This is a genomic window from Paenibacillus cookii, assembly GCF_018333375.1.
GTDB classification, from domain to species: domain Bacteria; phylum Bacillota; class Bacilli; order Paenibacillales; family Paenibacillaceae; genus Paenibacillus_AQ; species Paenibacillus_AQ cookii.
In genome coordinates, this window is sequence record NZ_BORW01000021.1 from 68,896 (window position 1) to 88,804 (window position 19,909).

General features: G+C 53.7%; 17 protein-coding genes. 13 read left to right on the plus strand and 4 right to left on the minus strand.

The annotated features are described in order from the left end of the window. Positions 1 to 93: 93 nt before the first annotated feature. A complete protein-coding gene (locus KI367_RS17745; protein WP_281422511.1) occupies positions 94 to 2,097 on the minus strand; it encodes a beta-galactosidase in 2,004 nt (667 codons plus the stop codon). A gap of 262 nt (positions 2,098 to 2,359) precedes the next feature. Here KI367_RS17745 and KI367_RS17750 point away from each other — a divergent pair, with 262 nt between their 5' ends. The 8 genes from KI367_RS17750 (at position 2,360) to KI367_RS17785 (ending at position 13,499) form a co-directional block, all read left to right on the plus strand. Beyond that, positions 2,360 to 3,322: an ABC transporter permease gene (locus KI367_RS17750; RefSeq protein ID WP_036713282.1), complete on the plus strand. Its 963-nt coding sequence runs from the start codon at positions 2,360 to 2,362 to the stop codon at positions 3,320 to 3,322. A gap of 20 nt (positions 3,323 to 3,342) precedes the next feature. Further along, a complete protein-coding gene (locus tag KI367_RS17755; protein WP_212951284.1) occupies positions 3,343 to 4,227 on the plus strand; it encodes a carbohydrate ABC transporter permease in 885 nt (294 codons plus the stop codon). A gap of 137 nt (positions 4,228 to 4,364) precedes the next feature. After that, entirely contained in the window at positions 4,365 to 5,939 is a 1,575-nt protein-coding gene (locus tag KI367_RS17760) for an extracellular solute-binding protein (protein ID WP_212951315.1), read from the plus strand. A 265-nt stretch (positions 5,940 to 6,204) separates the two neighbouring features. Then, a complete protein-coding gene (locus KI367_RS17765; protein WP_246537059.1) occupies positions 6,205 to 8,526 on the plus strand; it encodes an AraC family transcriptional regulator in 2,322 nt (773 codons plus the stop codon). Positions 8,527 to 8,697: 171 nt separating this feature from the next. After that, positions 8,698 to 11,301 carry an exo-rhamnogalacturonan lyase family protein gene (locus tag KI367_RS17770; RefSeq protein ID WP_212951287.1) on the plus strand — a complete coding sequence of 868 codons (2,604 nt, stop codon included), beginning with the start codon at positions 8,698 to 8,700 and terminating at the stop codon, positions 11,299 to 11,301. A 49-nt stretch (positions 11,302 to 11,350) separates the two neighbouring features. After that, entirely contained in the window at positions 11,351 to 12,103 is a 753-nt protein-coding gene (locus tag KI367_RS17775) for a DUF1961 family protein (RefSeq protein ID WP_212951289.1), read from the plus strand. 200 nt (positions 12,104 to 12,303) lie between these two features. Next, complete coding sequence (locus tag KI367_RS17780) at positions 12,304 to 12,903, plus strand: GNAT family N-acetyltransferase (RefSeq protein WP_052147198.1); 600 nt, start codon at positions 12,304 to 12,306, stop codon at positions 12,901 to 12,903. 161 nt (positions 12,904 to 13,064) lie between these two features. Beyond that, positions 13,065 to 13,499, plus strand: coding sequence for a hypothetical protein (locus tag KI367_RS17785; RefSeq protein WP_212951290.1), 435 nt, complete (start codon positions 13,065 to 13,067; stop codon positions 13,497 to 13,499). Between the two features lie 82 nt (positions 13,500 to 13,581). Here the strand turns inward: KI367_RS17785 and KI367_RS17790 are convergent, their stop codons facing one another. Next, positions 13,582 to 14,259, minus strand: a complete 678-nt coding sequence (locus tag KI367_RS17790) for a class I SAM-dependent methyltransferase (RefSeq protein WP_212951292.1) — start codon at positions 14,257 to 14,259, stop codon at positions 13,582 to 13,584. Between the two features lie 420 nt (positions 14,260 to 14,679). Between KI367_RS17790 and KI367_RS17795 the strand changes: the two genes are divergently transcribed. From KI367_RS17795 to KI367_RS17810, 4 genes are all read left to right on the plus strand, one after another. Next, a complete protein-coding gene (locus tag KI367_RS17795) occupies positions 14,680 to 15,870 on the plus strand; it encodes a cytochrome P450 (protein ID WP_212951294.1) in 1,191 nt (396 codons plus the stop codon). A 186-nt stretch (positions 15,871 to 16,056) separates the two neighbouring features. Then, the gene (locus KI367_RS17800; protein ID WP_156124670.1) at positions 16,057 to 16,359 is read left to right on the plus strand and encodes a hypothetical protein; all 303 of its coding nucleotides are present in this window, start codon (positions 16,057 to 16,059) and stop codon (positions 16,357 to 16,359) included. A gap of 297 nt (positions 16,360 to 16,656) precedes the next feature. Beyond that, the gene (dnaA, locus tag KI367_RS17805) at positions 16,657 to 17,985 is read left to right on the plus strand and encodes a chromosomal replication initiator protein DnaA (protein WP_246537060.1); all 1,329 of its coding nucleotides are present in this window, start codon (positions 16,657 to 16,659) and stop codon (positions 17,983 to 17,985) included. A gap of 140 nt (positions 17,986 to 18,125) precedes the next feature. Then, entirely contained in the window at positions 18,126 to 18,584 is a 459-nt protein-coding gene (locus KI367_RS17810; protein ID WP_212951297.1) for an AAA family ATPase, read from the plus strand. 15 nt (positions 18,585 to 18,599) lie between these two features. Here the strand turns inward: KI367_RS17810 and KI367_RS17815 are convergent, their stop codons facing one another. Continuing rightward, positions 18,600 to 18,779, minus strand: coding sequence for a hypothetical protein (locus KI367_RS17815; RefSeq protein WP_212951299.1), 180 nt, complete (start codon positions 18,777 to 18,779; stop codon positions 18,600 to 18,602). A 254-nt stretch (positions 18,780 to 19,033) separates the two neighbouring features. On the opposite strand from KI367_RS17815, the gene KI367_RS17820 reads away from it, so the two are divergent. Continuing rightward, positions 19,034 to 19,396 (plus strand): hypothetical protein, encoded by a 363-nt coding sequence (locus KI367_RS17820; protein WP_212951301.1) that lies wholly within the window; start codon positions 19,034 to 19,036, stop codon positions 19,394 to 19,396. Positions 19,397 to 19,508: 112 nt separating this feature from the next. On the opposite strand, the gene KI367_RS17825 is transcribed toward KI367_RS17820, so the two are convergent. Then, positions 19,509 to 19,619 (minus strand): sporulation protein YjcZ, encoded by a 111-nt coding sequence (locus KI367_RS17825; protein WP_156124671.1) that lies wholly within the window; start codon positions 19,617 to 19,619, stop codon positions 19,509 to 19,511. Positions 19,620 to 19,909: the final 290 nt, after the last annotated feature.

The window sequence follows — 19,909 nt, forward strand, 5'->3', positions numbered from 1 at the left end:
TACAAATATGTCTCGTACGAACGACGACCCGTCAGCTTCAAAGCGGAAATAAGATCGACCCCGGGTTCCCCAGCTAGATACGCTGTTCTTCGTTTATTGCAAGGAGGCGGCTGCAGGAAAAGCAATGACGCGGTATTCGTACGGACCGACTTCAAGCTTGCCTGCCGATACGATGGCGCCGCTGATTTTGTCCGTTCCTTCGTGCGGTAGCGTTACGCTGCCGCCTTCTCCGTTCATGTTCACGATCACCCACAATTCCTCCGTCTCCGATACGCGCGGCGCCACGATCGTTCCTTTTGTCGTGTCCGCCCTCCGCGTGACGTTAGCCTCGTTCCCGTAGTGAATCAGCATGCGTTCCAGCATCTCGTTGCCGTCGTCGCCCGCCGGCATGGAGCCGAGCAGCACGAGCTTGCCTTTGCCGCGCTTAACCTCGGTGAGGAAAGACAAGCCCGGGGAAGGGCCGCCGGATAGGTTGCCCATACTTATAGCTTCCGAAACTTCAAACACGGTGCTCCAGAGCGAAAGGGGGGCTTTCATCCCAAAAGCTTCGCCCAGCGTGCCCGTTCCGTCCATCGCGTACGTAAACACCGTTTCCGCGCCGGCGAATGGCTCCAGCCCGCCGAGTCCCGCGTCGGTCGGGACCGTATGCTCTTCCGTTCTAATGCTTGTCAGCGGTCCGACGATCCAAATGCCGCCGTTTTCCACGAAGGCGAGCGACCGCTCGATCAAATCGGAAGATAGATGCGGAACGAAGGGCGTCCAAAGCAGCTTGTAGCCCTCAAGGGAGGTTCCCTCGGGAACCAGATCCCGGTGCATGCCCGTCCGGAGCACGCGTTCGTACGCGCCGCTGACCAGCCCGCGGTGGCGAAGTTTGCCGTGCGACTCGGTCGCAAGAAACGCTTTGGCTTTGTCGGAATAGGTGATGGCGACCTGCGCCTGGGCCGGACGGGTAGCGATGATGTGGGGCTCGATCGCCTGGCGCGCCCGCTCCGCTTGCAGCACGTTCCGGTACCCGATCCCGGGTTGGCCCCAGGCACTGACGACGGCGCCGTGCGGCTGCTCGGAACCGGCCCGCTGCTGCCTCCACAGCCAATAGCAAAAACCTTCGGCACCCAACGCGTAAGCGGCAACCGCTTCGGCAGCCAAATAGCCGTTCGGATGGGGGACGCCGCTGGACGCGATCGAGCCGGCGTGGGAAGGACTCGTCTCCATGATCCAAAAGGGCCGTCCCGGCTTGAAATTCCGGAATAAATCACAGTTCAGCAAATAAGCGGCGTAATGGGCCGAGCTGGCGTACGTATCCAATGAAGCAAAGTCCAGATGCCGGAACAGCCGCTCGTTGTCGAGATGAAAGGCGACGCTGCTGTTATGCGTAATCGGGGCGTCCGAATATCGCCGGATGATCGCGGCCTTCTCGTCCGCGAACTCGGCGATTTTCTCCATCGAAAAGAGACGATACATCGTTTGCAGCGACGCGTTGTGCAGGAACGGGGTAGGCCCGGGCTGCGGCACTTGGTCAAAAGCGTTATACGATTCGCTCCAGACGCGCGTTCCCCAAAGTTCGTTCAACCGATCCACCGTGCCGTAACGCTTCTCCAGCCATGCGTGCCAGAGACGGCGGCATTCGGCGCACATGCACTCGGATACATGGGCTTTAAACTCGTTGTCGAGCTGCCAGCCGATGACTCCGGGAAGGCGTCCCAGTTCCCGGGCCAGCCGCTCGATGATGATCGCAGCCTTTTCCCGGAAAACAGGATGGTTCGTGCAAGCGTGCTGCCGCGACCCGTGTCCGAGCGCCATGCCTTCCGCGTTGACGAACAGCCGCTCGGGATGGCCGTGCGAATACCAGATCGGCGGCGTGGCGGTAGGGGTGCACAGGATCGTGTCGATGCCGGCCGCATGCAATCTGCCGATGACGTCCGCAAGCGGCGTGACGTCGATTTGTCCCTCGGCGGGTTCAATGGTCGACCAAAGGAATTCTCCGATCCGAACGACGTTCACGCCGGTTTCGGCCATAAGCCGGATATCCCGGCGCACGACTTCCCCGTCCCACAATTCGGGATAAAAAGCCGCTCCGTGATAAAGCTTTTTCAACATGTGCGTCTCACTCCATTCTTCCGAATGACATCCAACCTCACCTTAAAAGCAGAAGGAGCTTTAACGCAATCGAACATTTTTGCAAAAGGTTGGACGCCGGTTTCCACTCTTTTACCGGGTTTGCACTTTTTTAAAGGTCGCCTGCAAATCATAGCCCGAAATCCTTCAAAAATGTCTCATTGCCGGAAAAGAAAGCGCTGCCGCATAATGGGTCCACAACGCTTGCGTCGAGGCGATAAACGCATATTGGAGGTGGAAAGCGATGAAGCAGGTTACGGCCCGGGGAAACGTTCCGCAGGCTCCCGAGCAGGCGGCCTACCGTACGAGCTTCGCGGCAAGGCTTCGCAGGGATAAATGGCTTTACCTGCTGCTGCTCCCAGGCTTGCTTTATTTTTTGGTGTTCAAATACGTCCCGATGTGGGGAGTCCTGCTGGCCTTTAAAAACTATCAGCCGTTTACCGGGTTTTGGAAAAGCGAATGGGTTGGCCTGGAGCATTTCCGCTTGTTTTTTGACAACCCCGAGTTTTTTATGCTGCTGCGCAATACGCTGCTGTTGTCGTTTTACAACCTGGTTTTCTTTTTCCCGGCTCCGATCCTCTTGGCGCTACTGTTGAACGAAGTCAGGCTGGCGTTTTTCAAGCGCACGATTCAAACGATGATTTACGTCCCGCATTTTATATCGATGGTGATCGTGGCAAGTTTGACTTACGTATTTTTGACGACGGAAGGGGGAACCGTCAACGAGCTGCTTTACCAATATACGGGCAATAAAATCCAGTTTTTGTCCGATCCGGCCTGGTTCCGCCCGATGATCATCGTACAGACGATTTGGAAGGAGTGCGGCTGGGGGACGATCATTTTCCTTGCTGCGCTGGCGGCCGTCGACGTGGAGCAATACGAGGCGGCCAGGATCGACGGGGCGAACCGCTGGCGCCAGATCTGGCATGTTACGCTGCCGGCGATCCGCAGCACGATCGTCATTCTTCTTATTTTGCGGATGGGCAGCGTGCTGGATAACGGCTTCGAGCAAATTTATTTGATGCTGAACCCGCTCAACCGTTCGGTCGGCGAGGTGTTTGACACTTACGTCTACGCGATGGGGATTACGCAAGGCGCTTTCAGCTACAGCACGGCCGTCGGGCTGTTCAAATCGGTGGTCGGCGTCACGCTTGTGCTCGGCACGAACTGGCTCGCGAAAAAATTCGGAGAATCCGGACTTTACTAACGGAAAGGGGAATTCCATCCATGGCCAAGCATTACAGAACCGCGGCCGGCGTCACGTTCGACGTGGCCAATTATATCGTGCTCACGTTGTTCGGCCTGGCGGCCGTGCTCCCTTTCGTCTACGTTATCGCGGGATCTTTTGCCTCGGATGCGGAGCTGACGTCAAGAGCGGTATTTTTTATCCCGAAAACGTTCACGTTGAACGCTTACGAATTCATCTTTTCCACGGGCACCATCGTCAAAAGCATCGGCGTTTCCGTCTACGTGACGGTCGTCGGCACGCTCGTGAACTTGTTTTTTACGGTCACGATGGCGTATTCCTTAGCCAAAAGGGGGCTGTACGGTCGAAATCTGGTGCTGAATCTCGTCATCTTCTCCATGTTGTTCGGCGGCGGCATGATTCCGACGTATTTGGTCGTCAAAGAACTGCATCTTCTCGATTCGCTTTGGGCTCTGATGCTGCCGGGAGCGATCAGCGCGTTTAACCTGATCATCGTCAAAAACTTTTTTCAGGAAATTCCGAAGGAGATCGAGGAGGCCGGCCGCATCGACGGCTGCTCCGAGCTTGGCCTCTTGTGGCGGATCGTGCTGCCGCTGTCGATGCCCGTCCTCGCCACGTTTACGCTGTTTTACGCCGTCGGGCATTGGAACGATTTTTTTTCGGCGCTGCTTTATATTAACGATCCCGGGAAATGGCCGCTGCAGGTGATGCTGCGCCAGATCGTCCTGTTGTCGCAAGCGGCTGCCGGCGATTTGAACTCGATGGACCCGAACTTCGTAAAGCCGCCGGACCAATCGATCAAAATGGCCGTGATCGTGGTCGGCACGTTACCGATATTGTGCGTATATCCGTTCCTGCAAAAGCATTTTGCCAAAGGCGTCCTGCTAGGCTCGGTGAAAGGGTGACGCCGTTTTACCGGCATGCGATCCCGGCAATGCTCCGTTATTTGAACAGAAAACACGGATATTTCACTTGGGGCGCGTCCGGTTTTGCCATATGATCTTAACCATAAAGGGAGGCATTTTTAGTGAAGAAAAAGACCATGAAAACGAAACGCGTTTCGACTTTTCTAGTCCTATGCACGGTTTGCGCCGTTTCCCTGGCAGGCTGCTCATCGGGCGGCGGCGCTGGCGATTCGAAGGATTCGTCCGCGGCTCCTTCCGCAAACGCCTCCACGGGCGGGCAAGAAGCGTTAAAGCTGAACATCATGCTCCCGGTTTTCAAAACGAACTATCCGAAGGATGACAGCCCCGTCGCGGCCGAGCTCGAAAAGCGGACGGGAACGGACATCCATTTCGAGTGGGTGCCCAATGCCTCGTATGCGGATAAGTTCAATATCACGCTGGCATCCGGCAACTTGCCGAAAATCATTTACGTGCCCGACCCGAAAGGCCCCAGCTTCGTAAGCGCGGTAAAATCCGGCGCGTTCTGGGATTTGACCGACAAGCTGAAAAATTACCCGAACCTTGGCCAGGCCAGCGAAGTCATTCTGAACAACGCGTCCATAAACGGCAAAACGTACGGCGTATACCGCGGTCGCGAGCTCGGGCGCAACGGCGTGTATTACCGCCAGGATTGGCTGGAGAAGGTCGGCCTTGAACAGCCGAAAACGATCGACGATTTTTATCACATGCTGAAGGCTTTCAAGGAGAAGGATCCGGACGGCAACGGAAAGGACGATACGTACGGTCTGGTCATGGTGAAGTGGACGGCCGGTTGGGGCGCAGGCTTCGACCAGATCAAGCTATGGTTCGGCGCGCCGAACGTATGGGGCGAAAAGGACGGCAAGCTCGTGCCGGAATTCGAATACGAAGAGTATGTTGAAGCGCTCAAGTTCATGAAAAAGCTGTATGACGAAAAACTCGTCAACCAGGATTTTGCCGTGATGGATTCCGCGAAGTGGACCGATCCGCTCGTGAACGGCCAAGCCGGCGCGGTTATCGATGTCGTCGACGGGGCGGCGCGCGTGGATGATAAAATCCACGCCGCGCTGAAGGCAGCCGGCAAAGAGGACGCAAGGGAGCATTATATGGACGTGTTCGGCGCCTTGACCGGGCCGGACGGCCAACTGCGTACGCTGCCGACTTCCGGTTTCTCCGGCCTTCTGGCCATTCCGAAGTCAAGCGTGAAAACGGAAGAGGAGCTGGACCGCATCTTAAAGTTCCTCGACCAGTTGAACGAACCGGACCTTCAGACGTTGACCAGCTTCGGGCTGGAAGGGGTGCATTACAAAAAGATCGACGATAAAACGCTGGAAAGAAGCCCGGATTCCGTCCTGCTCGAGTCCGAAGTCGAAGGATTGAACCAAATGGTGCCGTACATTCCCGAAGGCAAGGGACTTCAAGTGGCACAAACGCCGCTTCGCCTGAAGCAAACGGAAATCCAGGCGAAAAACAGGGATACGATCGTCGCCAACCCGGCGGAGCCGTTTATTTCCGAAGTCTACTCGCAAAAAGGACAGCAGCTCGGCAATATCATTAACGATGCCCGCATTAAATTCATCGTCGGCCAGATCGACGAAAAAGGCTGGCGCGACGCGATCGAACTGTGGAAAAAATCGGGCGGCAACGATTACGTGAAGGAAATCAACGAGCTGTACGCGGCATCGAAATCCTGAACGCGTGAAGCTTTCGGATGGGGGGCCGGGTTCTAAAAGTTGTGCCAGCCATGGAAGAAGGGGCCTCAGCCTCTTCTTTTTTCGGTTTCTCCGTTTTTTGAACAAATCGCTCGGAAAACTTGCTGGTTCGGCGGCAAAGTTCAAGGTATTCTAACCGCAAGCGGATGATTGGGGCCCGACCTATATGTATTCGCTTACATAATTGGTGGGGCATCGAGCAGAAATATGGGGCAGGATTAATAATGATTTGGTTGGTGAGCGGATGATGGGAAGAAAGAAGGTTTTGGCCCGCTTATCGGGCGGATCCGGCAGCTTTTATCGAAAAAGCTTGATTTTGTTCCTGTTCGTAGCCGGCATTCCCGGCATCATTACGGGGATTCTCGTTTATTGCATGGCCGGAGGCAGGCTGGAGAAGGAGCTCCTCCAGCTTCATAACAGCCAGATCGAGCAGCGGTCGCTGAACCTCGACAAACAACTGTCCAATCTTGAGATGATGCTGGCGCATTGGGCGTTCGATACGCGCTTTGATTATTCGCTGGCGGATCATGATTTCGTGCGAGATTTTGAAAAGGCGCGCGACGTCACGAATACGCTTCTCGTCATGCAGGGCTCCAATACGATGATCCGCAATGTCAGCCTCTATTTGCAGGGGGATCAGCCGGTGTTGTTTTATCCGGAATATTCCGCTTTGACGGATCGGCGGAGCGTTACGCTTTACGATCGCCTCATCCATGCCGGAAAAACGACGTATTGGGCGCAGCTTGCCCTTGACCCGGACCAGCCCGGCAAACGCGAATTGACGTTTGTGCACCTTATTCCGGGGGGAAGCCAAACGCCCTTTGGCGCTTTGATCGTCCGCCTGGACAACGATCAAGTCGCGGAAGCGCTGCGAACGATGACGCCATACGCCGATGGCGAAAACTTTCTCATGGAGGCGGGCGGCAGCTTATACGCCTCCGCAAACGGGAACGCTCCGGATTCACCGTTTGTCGCGGCGGTCAGGCACGAAGTCGAAGCGAACGGAGACGCGAAAGGATCATTTCTTCTTGCATGGAACGGCTCGACCTATGCCGTCACTTACGGCTATTTTGCGCGCATCATGGATCGCTGGGTATACGCGTCGGCTTCGCCGATCACGAACATAACGGCTCCGGTCGTTTTGATTTCCAAGGTTATTCTGTCGGTCAGCCTGAGCGCTCTCCTGCTTGCGTCGCTGTTGGCATGGTTTGCCTCGAGGCGGGTGTATTCGCCGGTCAAGCGGTTGATGGCGACGCTGCTGCCGAACGGCTCCTTGGCTGGCGGGGGACGGGTGGACGAATTTACGATCATCGAGCGGCAATGGCAGCATTTGAGCCGGGAGAGCCGTGAACTGCAAAATAAATTGCTGGAGCAGCTGCCGCACGTGAAGGAAAGTTTTCTCCATCAGCTGCTCCAAGGTTATTTGTACGCCTATTCGGAGGAGGATTTGAGGTCGCGGATGGAGCGGTACAAATGGGAGGTACGCGGCAAACAATTCGTCGTCCTTTACGTTCAATTGACCGGAATCGCCAGCATGGAGGGGAAATTCAAATTCGGGGACGAAGGGCTGGTTACTTTTGCCGCCGTCAATATGATCGAAGAGCTGGCGGCCGAACATTTCGAGCAAAGCAGCACGATCAATTTCCATGATCTCGGGTCGGGCGTGCTGCTGATCATGCCGGAGGGGAGCTCCGTTTCGGAACCGGTCAAAGCATTCAGCGACGAACTGGCGCAAACGGTGAACCGGATTCTCAACATGCGGGTGGCGATAGCCGTCAGCCGGGCAACTGCCCGGATCAGCGATATCCCGCTCGCGTTTGAGGGCGTGAAGCATGCGGCCAGTTTTCGCAACTGCGACAACGACAATCAGGTCATCGAGATGGAGCAGCTTAATTTCGAAGATTCGTCCGAACCGCCGTATCCGTTTACGCTGGAGCGGGAATTCCTTCAGGCGCTTCGCACCGGGCAGGAATCGGATGCCCGTGCGCTGCTCCGGGACTTCCAGGATGCCCTGTCCGTTAAAGGGGCCAAAGCCATCGACATGCAACAAGGGATGCTTCATTTGCTTGGGGCCGTGCAGCACGCGATTCTCGTCACCGGCATTCAGCCGAACCGCCTGTTCAAGGGCGCAAACTTGTACGAGCAGCTGTCGCAAATCAAAGAGCCGGCCGGCGCCCGGGATTGGTTTCAGGAGAAGGTCATCGCCCCGTTCATCAAGGAGCTGATGAGCAGGACGGACAGTCAGGTGAAACGGCTGATCGAGCAGGTCATGATCTACATGCAGCAAAACTATATGCATGACATTTCGCTGGACGACTGCGCCGACCAAATCGGCACGAATCCGTTTTTCCTGAGCAAATCGTTTAAGCAGGTCACCGGGAAGAACTTCATCGATTATTTGACCGAGCTTCGCATGGACAAAGCCAAGGAGCTGCTCCGGGAATCGGAGATGAAAATTAACACGGTCGCCGAACAGGTCGGGTACCGGCACAGCTATTTTAACCGGATCTTCAAAAAGCTCGAGGGCATGACGCCCACCCGTTATCGCGAACTAAGCCGCGAGGAGTAATTTGCGAAGATAAAAAGACGGCGCAATATTGTGCAAGGCATGCGAAATAGTGCAATGCGGCCATCACCCCCCATTTCAAGAAAGTCTCATTGCCCGTAAAACCGCCTTTCTCTACAATGAGGGCGTCAAAACATGACGGAAACGAAATCATCGTTATAGGAGATGAGTCCAATGAACGATACGCGGGCAAGATTACGTTGGTTGAAGGACGCGGTTCGGGTACCGGCCGGAGTAACTTGGGGAATGCCTTGGAAGGAAGGAGAGCTTTGGCGGGATCAAAAGCTGTCGCTTCGGGCGGAAGACGGCAGAGAGGCGCCGGCGCTGCAAAGCTGGCCGACCGCATTTTGGCCGGACGGGAGCGTCAAATGGACGGCGCATGCTGCCGTTTTTCCGGCGGGAGCTGCTCAGGGTTACGTCGTGGCCAAGGGGAATGAGGGGCCTTTGACGCCTTCGGTTCCGTTGTCCGTAGACGAGACGGAAAAAGACATTGTCGTCGACACCGGCGTCGTTTCGTTTCACATCCCGAAAAAAGGCAGCCGGATCATCGATAGCATAAGCCGCAACGGCGTTGTTGTATGCTCCGGCGGGACATTGGTCGCCATCAAGGAAGCAGCGAGCGAGCTGACAGGCGTGCGAACGATCCGGGAGGAGCGGTATCATTCCGAAATCTACGAGGCGAAGGTCGAGCAAGCAGGACCGGTACGGGCGGTCGTGAAACTGACGGGACGCCACCGGGCCGTGAACGGAACCGGCGAGTGGCTGCCGTTTTCGCTTCGTCTCTACGCGTATGCGGGATTGGAGTCCATTCGGATCGTGCATACGTTTTTTTACGACGGCAATCCGAATGAAGATTTCGTCAAAGGGCTTGGCATCCGCTTCTCCCTGCCGATGCGCGGGCGCCTGTATAACCGTCACGTCCGGTTTGCCGGCGATGCCGGTTTTTTGAGCGAGTCGCCGAAGACGCTGCATACGCGCCGGACGAAAGGCAAATATTTGGAGCAGTTCCGGCGCCAATTGAACGGCGAAACGTTGACGGACGAAGAAATGGACGATGCCTATTTCATGAACCTGCTGGACGATTCGGCTTGCTGGGACGGATTTAAATTGGGGCAGCTTTCGGCCGACCACTACCGGATGGCGAAACGGACCCAACCCGGCTGCAGCTGGGTGAAAGCCGCCGAGGGCCGAAGGGCGCGCGGCGTAGCATACGTCGGCGGACCCGGTGGAGGGCTTGCGCTGGCCATGCGCCATTTCTGGAAAAAACATCCCGCCGGTATGGAGGCGCACGGCCTTACGGGTGACGAGGCGCAGCTGACGGCTTGGTTCTGGTCGCCGGAAGCGCCGGCCATGGACATGCGCCATTACGATACCGAAACGCATGTCGAATCATCCTATGAAGGCGCGGAGGAGATGCGCGCAACCCCCTACGGCGTCGGCAACACAAGCGAGCTGACGATCTGGTGCCGCGAAGCAACCCCAAGCCCGCCGGAACTGCAAGCTTACGCGGAATATAACGACTCTCCTCCACAGCTTGCGTGCGAGCCGGCTTATTTGCGGCAGCAGGGCGCATTCGGGATTTGGAGCCTGCCGGATCGGGAAACGCCTGCCAAAGCGCATCTTGAAGACCAATTGGACGGCATTGTCGCCTTCTACCAAAGAGAGGTCGAGCAGCGGCGCTGGTACGGCTTCTGGGATTACGGCGATTTCATGCACAGCTACGATCCGGCGCGCCATGCGTGGAATTACGACCTCGGCGGCTGCGCATGGCAAAATACCGAATTGGCCCCGAACATGTGGCTGTGGCTGATGTTTTTGCGTACGGGACGGGAGGATATTTTCCGGATGGCGGAAGCGATGACGCGTCATACGAGCGAGGTCGACGTGTACCACTTCGGCGAATACGCCGGGCTCGGTTCGCGTCATAACGTCGTCCATTGGGGCTGCGGCTGCAAGGAAGCACGGATCGGCATGGCCGGCCTGCACCGTTATTATTATTATTTGACGGGGGACGAAAGAATCGGCGACATGATGGACGAAGCAAAGGATGCCGACTATACGACCGTCCACATCGATCCGATGCGGGCCTATTTCCCGAAAGACGAACATCCGACCCATATCCGGGTCGGCCCGGACTGGGCCGCATTCAGCTCGAACTGGATGACCCGCTGGGAACGGAAAGAAGACGCTTACTATCGCGACAAGCTGTTAACGGGCATTCAGTGCCTTAAGCAGGCGAATTTCGGCCTGATTTCCGGCCCTACTTACGGCTATGACCCGAAAACGGGCGTGCTGGCTTCCATTGGCGACGATAATTGGGGGCGCCATTTGGCTTTGTGCATGGGCGCGCCGCAGGTATGGTTCGAGTTGTCCGGCATGCTGAAGGATCAAGAGTGGGATGAAATGATGGCCGATTTCGGCGTTTTTTATAACCTTTCCCAGGCAGAGAAGGATCAAATCACGGGCGGGACCATCAGCACGAAACAGTTTGAGCATCCGGTGCTGACGCTCGCGATCGTCGCATTCGGGGCTTGGTACCGAAAGGATCGGCGGACGGCCGATTTTGCCTGGTCGACGCTGCTGAACCACCCGTTTGCCACCGTCGACCTGGAAAGGGACGCCGCTACCGTGACGTATGTCGACGAGGTGCAGGAATTGGAGTGGATGAACACGAATGAGGCGTCGCAGTGGTCGTTGAATACGATCATCAGTTTGGCGCTCATCCCGGACGCTTTGCCTGAGCATGCCTGTTCATCACGGGAAAAAGCCAATGCGTGACCGGGGACGGCCGACAGGCAGCCCCGCCGCGAAGGAAAGGAGGAAGTCGATGGGAACAGGGCAACCGCAACTTCCCGATGCAAAGGGAGTGCAAACGGCCAAAAGCACTCTCATCCCCGAAGTTTGGGACGTGATATATGTTAACCCGCTTGCCGAGCCGGAACATATCGCCGGTTTTCGGATGGAAGGCGAGGCTGCCGTTACGTTTCCCTTGGGCCGGATGCGGCTCGAAAGCGTCCGCGACGAGTCGGAGGGACAACGCGCCAATTTCGTGTTGTGGTGCCCGGAGGATTTTCCGGCCGACGTTGCCGTGTCATGGGAGTTTTGGCCGGTGCGCGAGCCGGGACTGGCGATCATGTTTTTTAGCGCAAACGGCACGGACGGCCGGGATTTGTTCGATCCTTCGATCAAGCCGCGTACGGGCGAATACGACCAGTATCATCACGGCGAAATCAACGCCTTCCATGTCTCCTATTTCCGGAGGAAATGGGCGGAGGAGCGTAAATTCCACACGTGCAATTTGCGCAAAAGCTACGGTTTTCACCTGGTCGCGCAGGGCGCAGACCCGATTCCGGGCGTCATGGATGCGGCCGGGCCCTACCGAATGCTGATCGTAAAAAACGGACCCTGCATTACGTTTGCCGTTAACGACCTTCCGGTTTTTTCGTGGAAGGACGACGGCGAAACGTACGGACCTCCGCTTGCAGGCGGCAAGCTCGGTTTCCGCCAGATGGCGCCTTTGATCGGCGAATACGCGAATGTCGCCGTATATGCCGAAAACGGGAAGGATAGGGGTCTATAGCCGGTAATCATCAGAAGAGGCTGTACGTGAACATCGCGCCAATGATGTTTCGCGACATCCTCTTTTTTTGCATTTCGAACAATTCTCCCACAACCCTCGGATGTTGAAGTATAATCGATTAAATTGAGCAAGCGCGCCGCGTGCGTCGAAAGGGGAAGAGGACCATGCGGCATGAAGAAGCTAAAAAGGGGGAGTTGCCAATGAAAACACTGCCGACCATTTCGTTAGAAAGACTCGTATTGCGGCCTTTTATTTTAGATGATGCCCCGGTGGTCCAACAATTGGCGGGGGATCCGTATGTGGCCGAAACGACTTTATATATTCCGCATCCATATGAGGACGGCGTCGCCGAAAAATGGATCGGTACGCATGCGGACAATTTCAACGGGGACCGATCGCTTGAATTGGCCATTGTACATAAGGAAAAAGACGAGTTAATCGGCGCCATATGCATAGGATACAATAACAAATTCAATCATGGGGAACTATCCTATTGGATCGGAAAAGAATACAAAAACAAAGGATACTGCACGGAAGCAGCAAAAGGAATCGTCGACTATGCATTCAAACAACTGAAATTAAACCGCATATTTGCCCGACACTTGGGGAAAAACCCTGCATCGGGAAAGGTGATGGAGAAATTGGGAATGAAATACGAAGGAACGTTAAGGCAGCACGTGTTAAAAAACGGCGAATATGACGATCTGGTTTATTATGGTCTTTTAAAAGATGAATGGCGGAACAGGCGAGGATTTGACCGGAACGGTGAACGCGCTGCCTCAAGTTATACGGAAACTTAGGAGCCAAAGATTCAAGTTGGCGACGATTCCGAGTTACTGGATGTCCCCGCGAAGTGAGCAGCAGGCGGAGCTTACCTCGCAATATATGACAGAACATAGATGCATGACAAGCTGCGATTCTCGCGGCTTTTTTTGATGCTCTCGTTTTCTTATCCGGCTGCATGTCCCATAAAACGCTGCAAACCGAGCAATGGAGCGGCTTTAAAAAGCAGATGCGTTCCGAGCATAAAGAAATTAAAGATATGGAACTCCAAATGTCGCCCACGCAAATTGAGATCAACTATTACCTCGATCGCAAGCCGGACGTCGAAGAGGATCAGGAGCTTTTTATGAAGGCGAAAGCACTAGCTCTTTCATCCGATTTTCAACGGACGGTAATCGAAGAGTCGTACTTCAAACACTATTCCAAGGACGAACGAAGGTATCCCGATATCATAATCCGCTTCTTCGGCACCAAAAAAGACGTCATCCAGTTTGAGTATTTCGCTTCATATTATGGGCCTGGCTTTGAGGGCGCGAAAGATCGGCCGATCGACGCCTACAAGACATGGTTCTTCCATGATTTCAAAACCAAAAGCGTACCCGTTGAGCCATGATTTTTTGACTTGAACGTGAACTTGAAACCCGATTTCATGCAAGAAGGCCATCATGAATAGGATGGCCTTCGAATGGCTTGCTCTAATATTTTTTGCCATAAAAAACGGCAAACTCCAGATTTTTGTACATACAGTCCACATCGCCGAATCCGGCTTCTTTCAACCACTGGATTTGTTCCTCCGCCGTAGCGTTAATGTCGAGCTTCCTTCTTTCTATAGAGGCTTCAATCGCTTGCCGGGGAAGACCGCTTGCGTTAACGGATGCCAGCCATCGCTCTTTGTAATAGGCATCCGTCTGAGGGGTGCTGCCGCGCACTTGATCGGCATTCACGAATATCCCTCCCGGACGGAGGGCTTTGAACAAGGCGGAAAATAGCTTCCGTTTTTCTTCGTGAACCAGATGGTGAATAGACAGGGAGGAAATAATCACATCGTACGAATCCGTAAAATCGTAGTTAGAGTAGTCGGCGGCAACATATTGAACATCGGCCGATGGACCGAATCTTTGTCGTGCGCCTTCGAGCATTTTGTCGCTGAAATCGATGAGAGTCAGCCTGGCTTCAGGATACTTTTGAAGGACGAGGCCGGCGAACAGTCCGGTACCTGCGCCCAAGTCCAATACCCGGGGACTGCGTTCGTCCGGCTCGACCAAAGACACGGCCATGCCGTAAAAGTCGTCAAAGCAAGGAATCAATTGCCGCCTCTGCCAATCGTAATCGTCCGCCCCGGAATCAAACAGCTTTTTTACGTTCGGATCCATCGTTAGTTCCCCCTTAAAGCAATGTTTACCGTTATTGTATCAGTCCAAGATCTTATTGCACAAATATATAATTCAAATAGGAATAATAGATGAAACCTATAAGAGGCGAACTAGTTCACCGCAAATGCACGCCCGATCCATCATCAGGGTCCGTGAAGGATTTTGATTCTTCCGGGCTCTGTTTTTTTGTTATCACGATCCCCTGGGCCTGTTTGCCATGGCTTGAATCCTGTTTTTTTGCGGGAAAAGGATAGCAGATCATGCTTAAGTACCTAGCAAAAACACAACCCCGGTAAGTCGAGAGGCCGATTTGAATCATGTTATGATTTTTTTGAGAACTGTAACGGTTTAGACAAGACACGACGGACCTCTCACAACACGACTTAAGCTCGCAGACATAAAGGAAAGGACTGGGGACCGATGAACCAAGTGAAATACGCCAATATGCTGAACATGACGGAGCTTGCGACGCCGGAAAATAGATTGTTTCCGTTCGATATCCTGCGCCGGCTTCGAAACGAAACGCCCGTGCGTTATGACGGCAGCCGCGGCTGCTGGGATATTTTCCGTTACGACGATGTGCAGCGCATATTAAAGGATTCGAAAACCTTCTCCTCCGAAAGGGGGGCAGGAGCCGGCGGCTCCATCCTGTTCATGGATCCTCCGAAACACAAGCAAATGCGCGATCTGGTCAGCAAAGCATTTACGCCAAAAGCAATTCAGGAGCTGATGCCCCGCATCCAGTCCATCGCCGAGCATTTGTTGGATGCGGTACCGGAGAACGCCATGGACGTGACGCGTGATTTTGCCACGCCGCTTCCGGTCATCGTCATAGCGGAGCTGCTGGGAGCGCCGAAAGAAGACCGGGAGCTATTCAAGCACTGGTCCGACGTTCTGGTGGAGAGCGCCGACGATTTGTCCGATGAAGCTTTCCGGCGGATTACCGATAAGCGGATGAAAGCGATGGGGGAGCTGTACGACTATTTCAAGGGGATTATGGCGCAGCGGGCCATCGAGCCGCAGGACGATCTGATCACGGCGCTTATGAATGCGGAGATCGAAGGGGAGAAACTCACGGAAAAGGAGATCGTAAGCTTCTGCGTGCTGCTCCTGGCAGCCGGAAACGAGACGACGACCAATTTGATCACCAATGGCGTTCGCGTGCTTACCGAAATTCCGGAGCTTCAGGAAGAGCTGTATCAGGCGCCGGAGCTTATTCCGGCGTTTATTGAAGAGGTGCTGCGCTATTACCCGCCGATCGTTGCGATCGGACGCATTGCGAAGGATACGGTGCAAATCGGGGACCGGACCATTGAAAAGGGCGCGCAGGTCATCTCCTGGGTGGGGGCCGCCAACCGCGACGAATCCCGGTTTGACGACCCGGACGCTTTCCGTCTGGACCGCAAGCCGAATCCGCATATGACGTTTGGGTTCGGCATTCATTTCTGCCTGGGGGCGCCCCTTGCCAGATTGGAAGGAAAAATAGCGTTCCAAGCGCTGCTCGATCGATTCAAAAATCTTAGGAGAGAACCAGGCGGCAGCATGCAGCCGATTCAGAGCTCTTTTGTATTCGGCGTCAAAAACTACCCGATGACCATGGACCGCAGATAAGGTTAGGGTATATCCTGTTATTCATGACAGTCCTGTTCCCGGGCTCCGGGGCAGGGCTGTCGTTTTTATTATGAAAAAACGACCCGAATGCAAGGCAAATCAAAAAACGGTTGCCGCATGGAAGAAAAAATAAAACGTTTGGAGGTTAGGCAAACGCGGTCAAAGCAGCGGCCGGGGGATGACACCATGTTAAGATTCGAACGGACGCTGCTGAAGCCGGAAGGAGGAACCATATATTTGACGAGCAGCTTCTACTCGGAGCGTAGGGAGCTTTGGCTGAATTTTTACTATGCGAGTTTCCAGCCGGATCATGAAGTGGAGATTGCCATTGATCCCAAGGACGGCACGCTGGTGCATTCTCCGGATTCCGGGATTTCATTAAAACATGCCGCGAAGGAATACTCAGACCGGGATCTGCGTTTGCTGCTGTTGTACGGTTCGCAAACATCGGTGCAAGGGGGATATTATATGCGGTTTTCTTTTTTTTAATCGAAGCATCGGTCCGAATAAGGCCGCTTGTACTTCCAGCTCATGCCCATGCCGGATAGATGCGGGCGTTTCAAGGCTGCTACGATTTATGATAGAATAGTAAAAGCAGCCTGTACATAAGCATCAGGATCACAGGCATCCGTTTACTGCGAAGGTTCCGCGAACAGCATTTGCAGGAAAGAACGGGTGCTTTTTTCATAGGCTCAGCCGGGATGATCATTTCGTTTTACTGAACGTATAAGGAGTTGAACGCCCGTGGAAAGGCAAGTCCAGGAATTATGGCACGAGGTCCTGTCTATGATTCAGAAGAAGATCAGCAAACCCAGTTTCGATACTTGGCTGAAGTCCACGAAGGCTGTAAGCCTGCAGGATAATATCCTGGTCATCGGCACGCCGAATACCTTTACGCAGGAATGGCTGGAGAACCGATATGCCAAGCTTATATCCGACGCCGTTCGTGAATGCCTGCAGGTCCGGCCCGAGCTTCACATCGTTACGCAGGATGAACTGGCCGCCGCTTCGGAGCAGGCTTCCTCCCAGTCCATGGTCGCGATCGAAGAGCCTCCTCCGCTCGAACAATCCTATGCGGCAGCTTTGAATCCGAAATATACGTTCGACACGTTCGTCGTCGGTCTCGGCAACCGCTTTGCCCATGCGGCGGCGCTGGCGGTGGCGGAGGCTCCGGGCAAGGCGTACAACCCGCTTTTCCTCTACGGCGGCGTCGGACTGGGCAAAACCCATTTGATGCACGCCATCGGCCATCATGTGCTGGAGCACAATCCGCAGGCCAAAGTGCTGTACCTCTCTTCCGAGAAATTCACCAATCAATTTATTCATGCCATCATGAACAACCGCGGAGAAGCCTTCCGCAACAAATACCGCAACATCGACGTCCTTCTGATCGACGATATCCAGTTTATCGCCGGCAAGGAGCAGACGCAGGAGGAGTTTTTTCATACCTTCAATGCCTTGAAGGAAATGGGGAAGGCGATTATTATTTCCAGCGACCGCCAGCCCAAGGAGATCCCCACGCTGGAGGAACGCCTGCGGTCCCGTTTTGAGTGGGGACTGATCACGGACATTCAGCCGCCGGATTTGGAAACCCGGATCGCCATCCTGCGCAAAAAAGCCAAAGCGGAACATCTCGACATCCCGAATGAAGCGATGGTATATATCGCGAGCCATATCCATACGAACGTTCGTGAGCTCGAAGGGGCCCTGATCCGCGTCATCGCCTATTCTTCGTTGATCAATCAGGATATTACCGTGCATATGACGGCCGAAGCCTTAAAAAATATCATCCCCTCATCCCGGCCCCAAACCATTTCCATCCAGGACATTCAGGAGCAAGTAGGGAGCTACTACGGACTTAAACCGGATGATTTCAAAGCGCGAAAACGTACTAAAGCCATCGCTTTTCCCAGACAAATCGCCATGTACCTTTCGAGGGAGCTCACGGACCATTCGCTGCCCAAGATCGGCGAAGCCTTCGGCGGGCGGGATCATACCACGGTCATTCATGCCCATGAAAAAATCGCTTCCGTCATCCGCAAGGACGAGGAAATTCAGCAAACCGTCGCCAAGCTGGCCGAGCACATTAAGAGCCGGGTACAGCCGCGGGTATAAATCGTTTTACGTTTGGGCAGGGAACATCGATATTCCGACTTGCTTTCGGATCAAACGGCGATTAAAATGAATGGAAATATTAGGGTGAGATTGGCATCCAGAAGGAATGACGACACCGTGATGGAAAAAGGTGAAGAAAATTGAAAAAAGTCGATTTCGGCAATAGGGAATGCATCATTTTCGTCGGAATCCAAGCTTCCGGGAAGTCGACTTTCTATAAAGAAAAATTTTTTAAAACCCATATCCGGATTAACCTCGATATGCTAAAAACAAGACATCGGGAGCAAATTTTTGTTGACGCTTCGATCCTGGCCAAACAACCGTTTGTCGTCGATAATACCAATCCGACTAGAATCGATAGGCAAAAATATATCGAGGTCGCCAAGAAACATCGATTCAAGGTCATAGGTTACTACTTCGTGCCGGATTATGAGCTATCGCTCGAAAGAAACGAAACCAGGCAGGGAAAAGAACGGGTTGCCGACATCGGAATCAAAAGCACGCTGAAGAAATTGGAGACGCCTTCATATCATGAAGGGTTCGATGAGCTCTATTGGGTTAGGTCGCAAGACGGGCAATTCGTGGTGGAAGAGGTGTGAAACCGCTGATCGGGATCAGCGGTTTTCTTGTTCCTCCTTCGCCGGTTTGCGAAGGTTCTCGGTGAGATTCCGGAGGATTCGATTGGAGTGGGTCACGTAATCCAGCACGGTCTGCAGCTCTTCCCGGCTGTATTTCGAATACAGCTCAAGCATGGCCTCGTTTAACGGAGCGAACACCTTTTGAATGGCATGCAATTGCGAATATACCGGTCCGGCATAGACGACCCTTTGATCGCCCGGATCTTTGGTCCTGCGGATGTAACCGGGTAACCGGCCTGGTATACCATACCGGGCCCGGTCCAGAGTAAAGGGCGATGCCTGGCTTTAGCCATACTACCAAGGGCCAGAAGTTATGAGGAAATATGTAACTACATGGAATTTCCTGCGTTTTATTACATAAGCAGCCTAATTCGTTTGCAGGGGAGGGGATTATCATCAAAGGCGCGATCATGGGTTTATTTATGGTTATTATTTTGGCCGGTTGCTTGAACGATAACGACATGGCATTCACTGGCGAAAGCCAAAACTGGTCGGCACGGTACGAAGTATCCCATACCATCGACGATAATCATAGGAATACGCTGACTTTGACTTACGAAGGGGACGACCCGGCTCATGTGGGCACCGTAAAATACAAATATGCGGCCACTTCCGGGGAAGGAAGCGGTGAAACGGAATTGTCCGGGCGAAGGGAGATTGTTCATCAAAGCGGCGGCAATGGCGCCATCCCGCTGAAAGATTCGATCATCGAGGTGACTGTCGAGTGGAACGGTCATAAAGAAGAGCTGAAGCTCTCTGCCAATAAAAAGTAGGGATGCGGAAGAGAAAAAGGCTCACCCTGTAAATTCGGATGAGCCTTCTCCGCAATTCAATATTGAAAGAAAGTAAACATCTCAATGCATCGTCAATGGATGGTTGATGTTATTACCAGCTAAAACTTTTCGCGATGATCACCAGCAAAATGAACAACACCAGAATCGCTGCCGCATTTCTACCAAAACCGCCGTGACCATATCCTCCAACTACTTCGCTCATTCCATACTCCTCCTTGAATTAAGATACAATGTATTATATGGATTGGTAAGGACATGGTAAGGGCATCAAGGCAAAAATAATATGGAATATTGCATGCTATCCTATTTTTGAGTGAAAAATATATCTTTTGACTGCTATATCTATCCCTTTCGATCTTACCAGGATGTTAATAACTCAACTTTCGCACCTTGAAAATTAGTGTTAAGCCTTGATATGACTAGGATTTCTTATTGAAAAATCTCGTTCTTGACAGAAAAACACCTTTCCGTTTGGTAAAATGGAAGTGGATA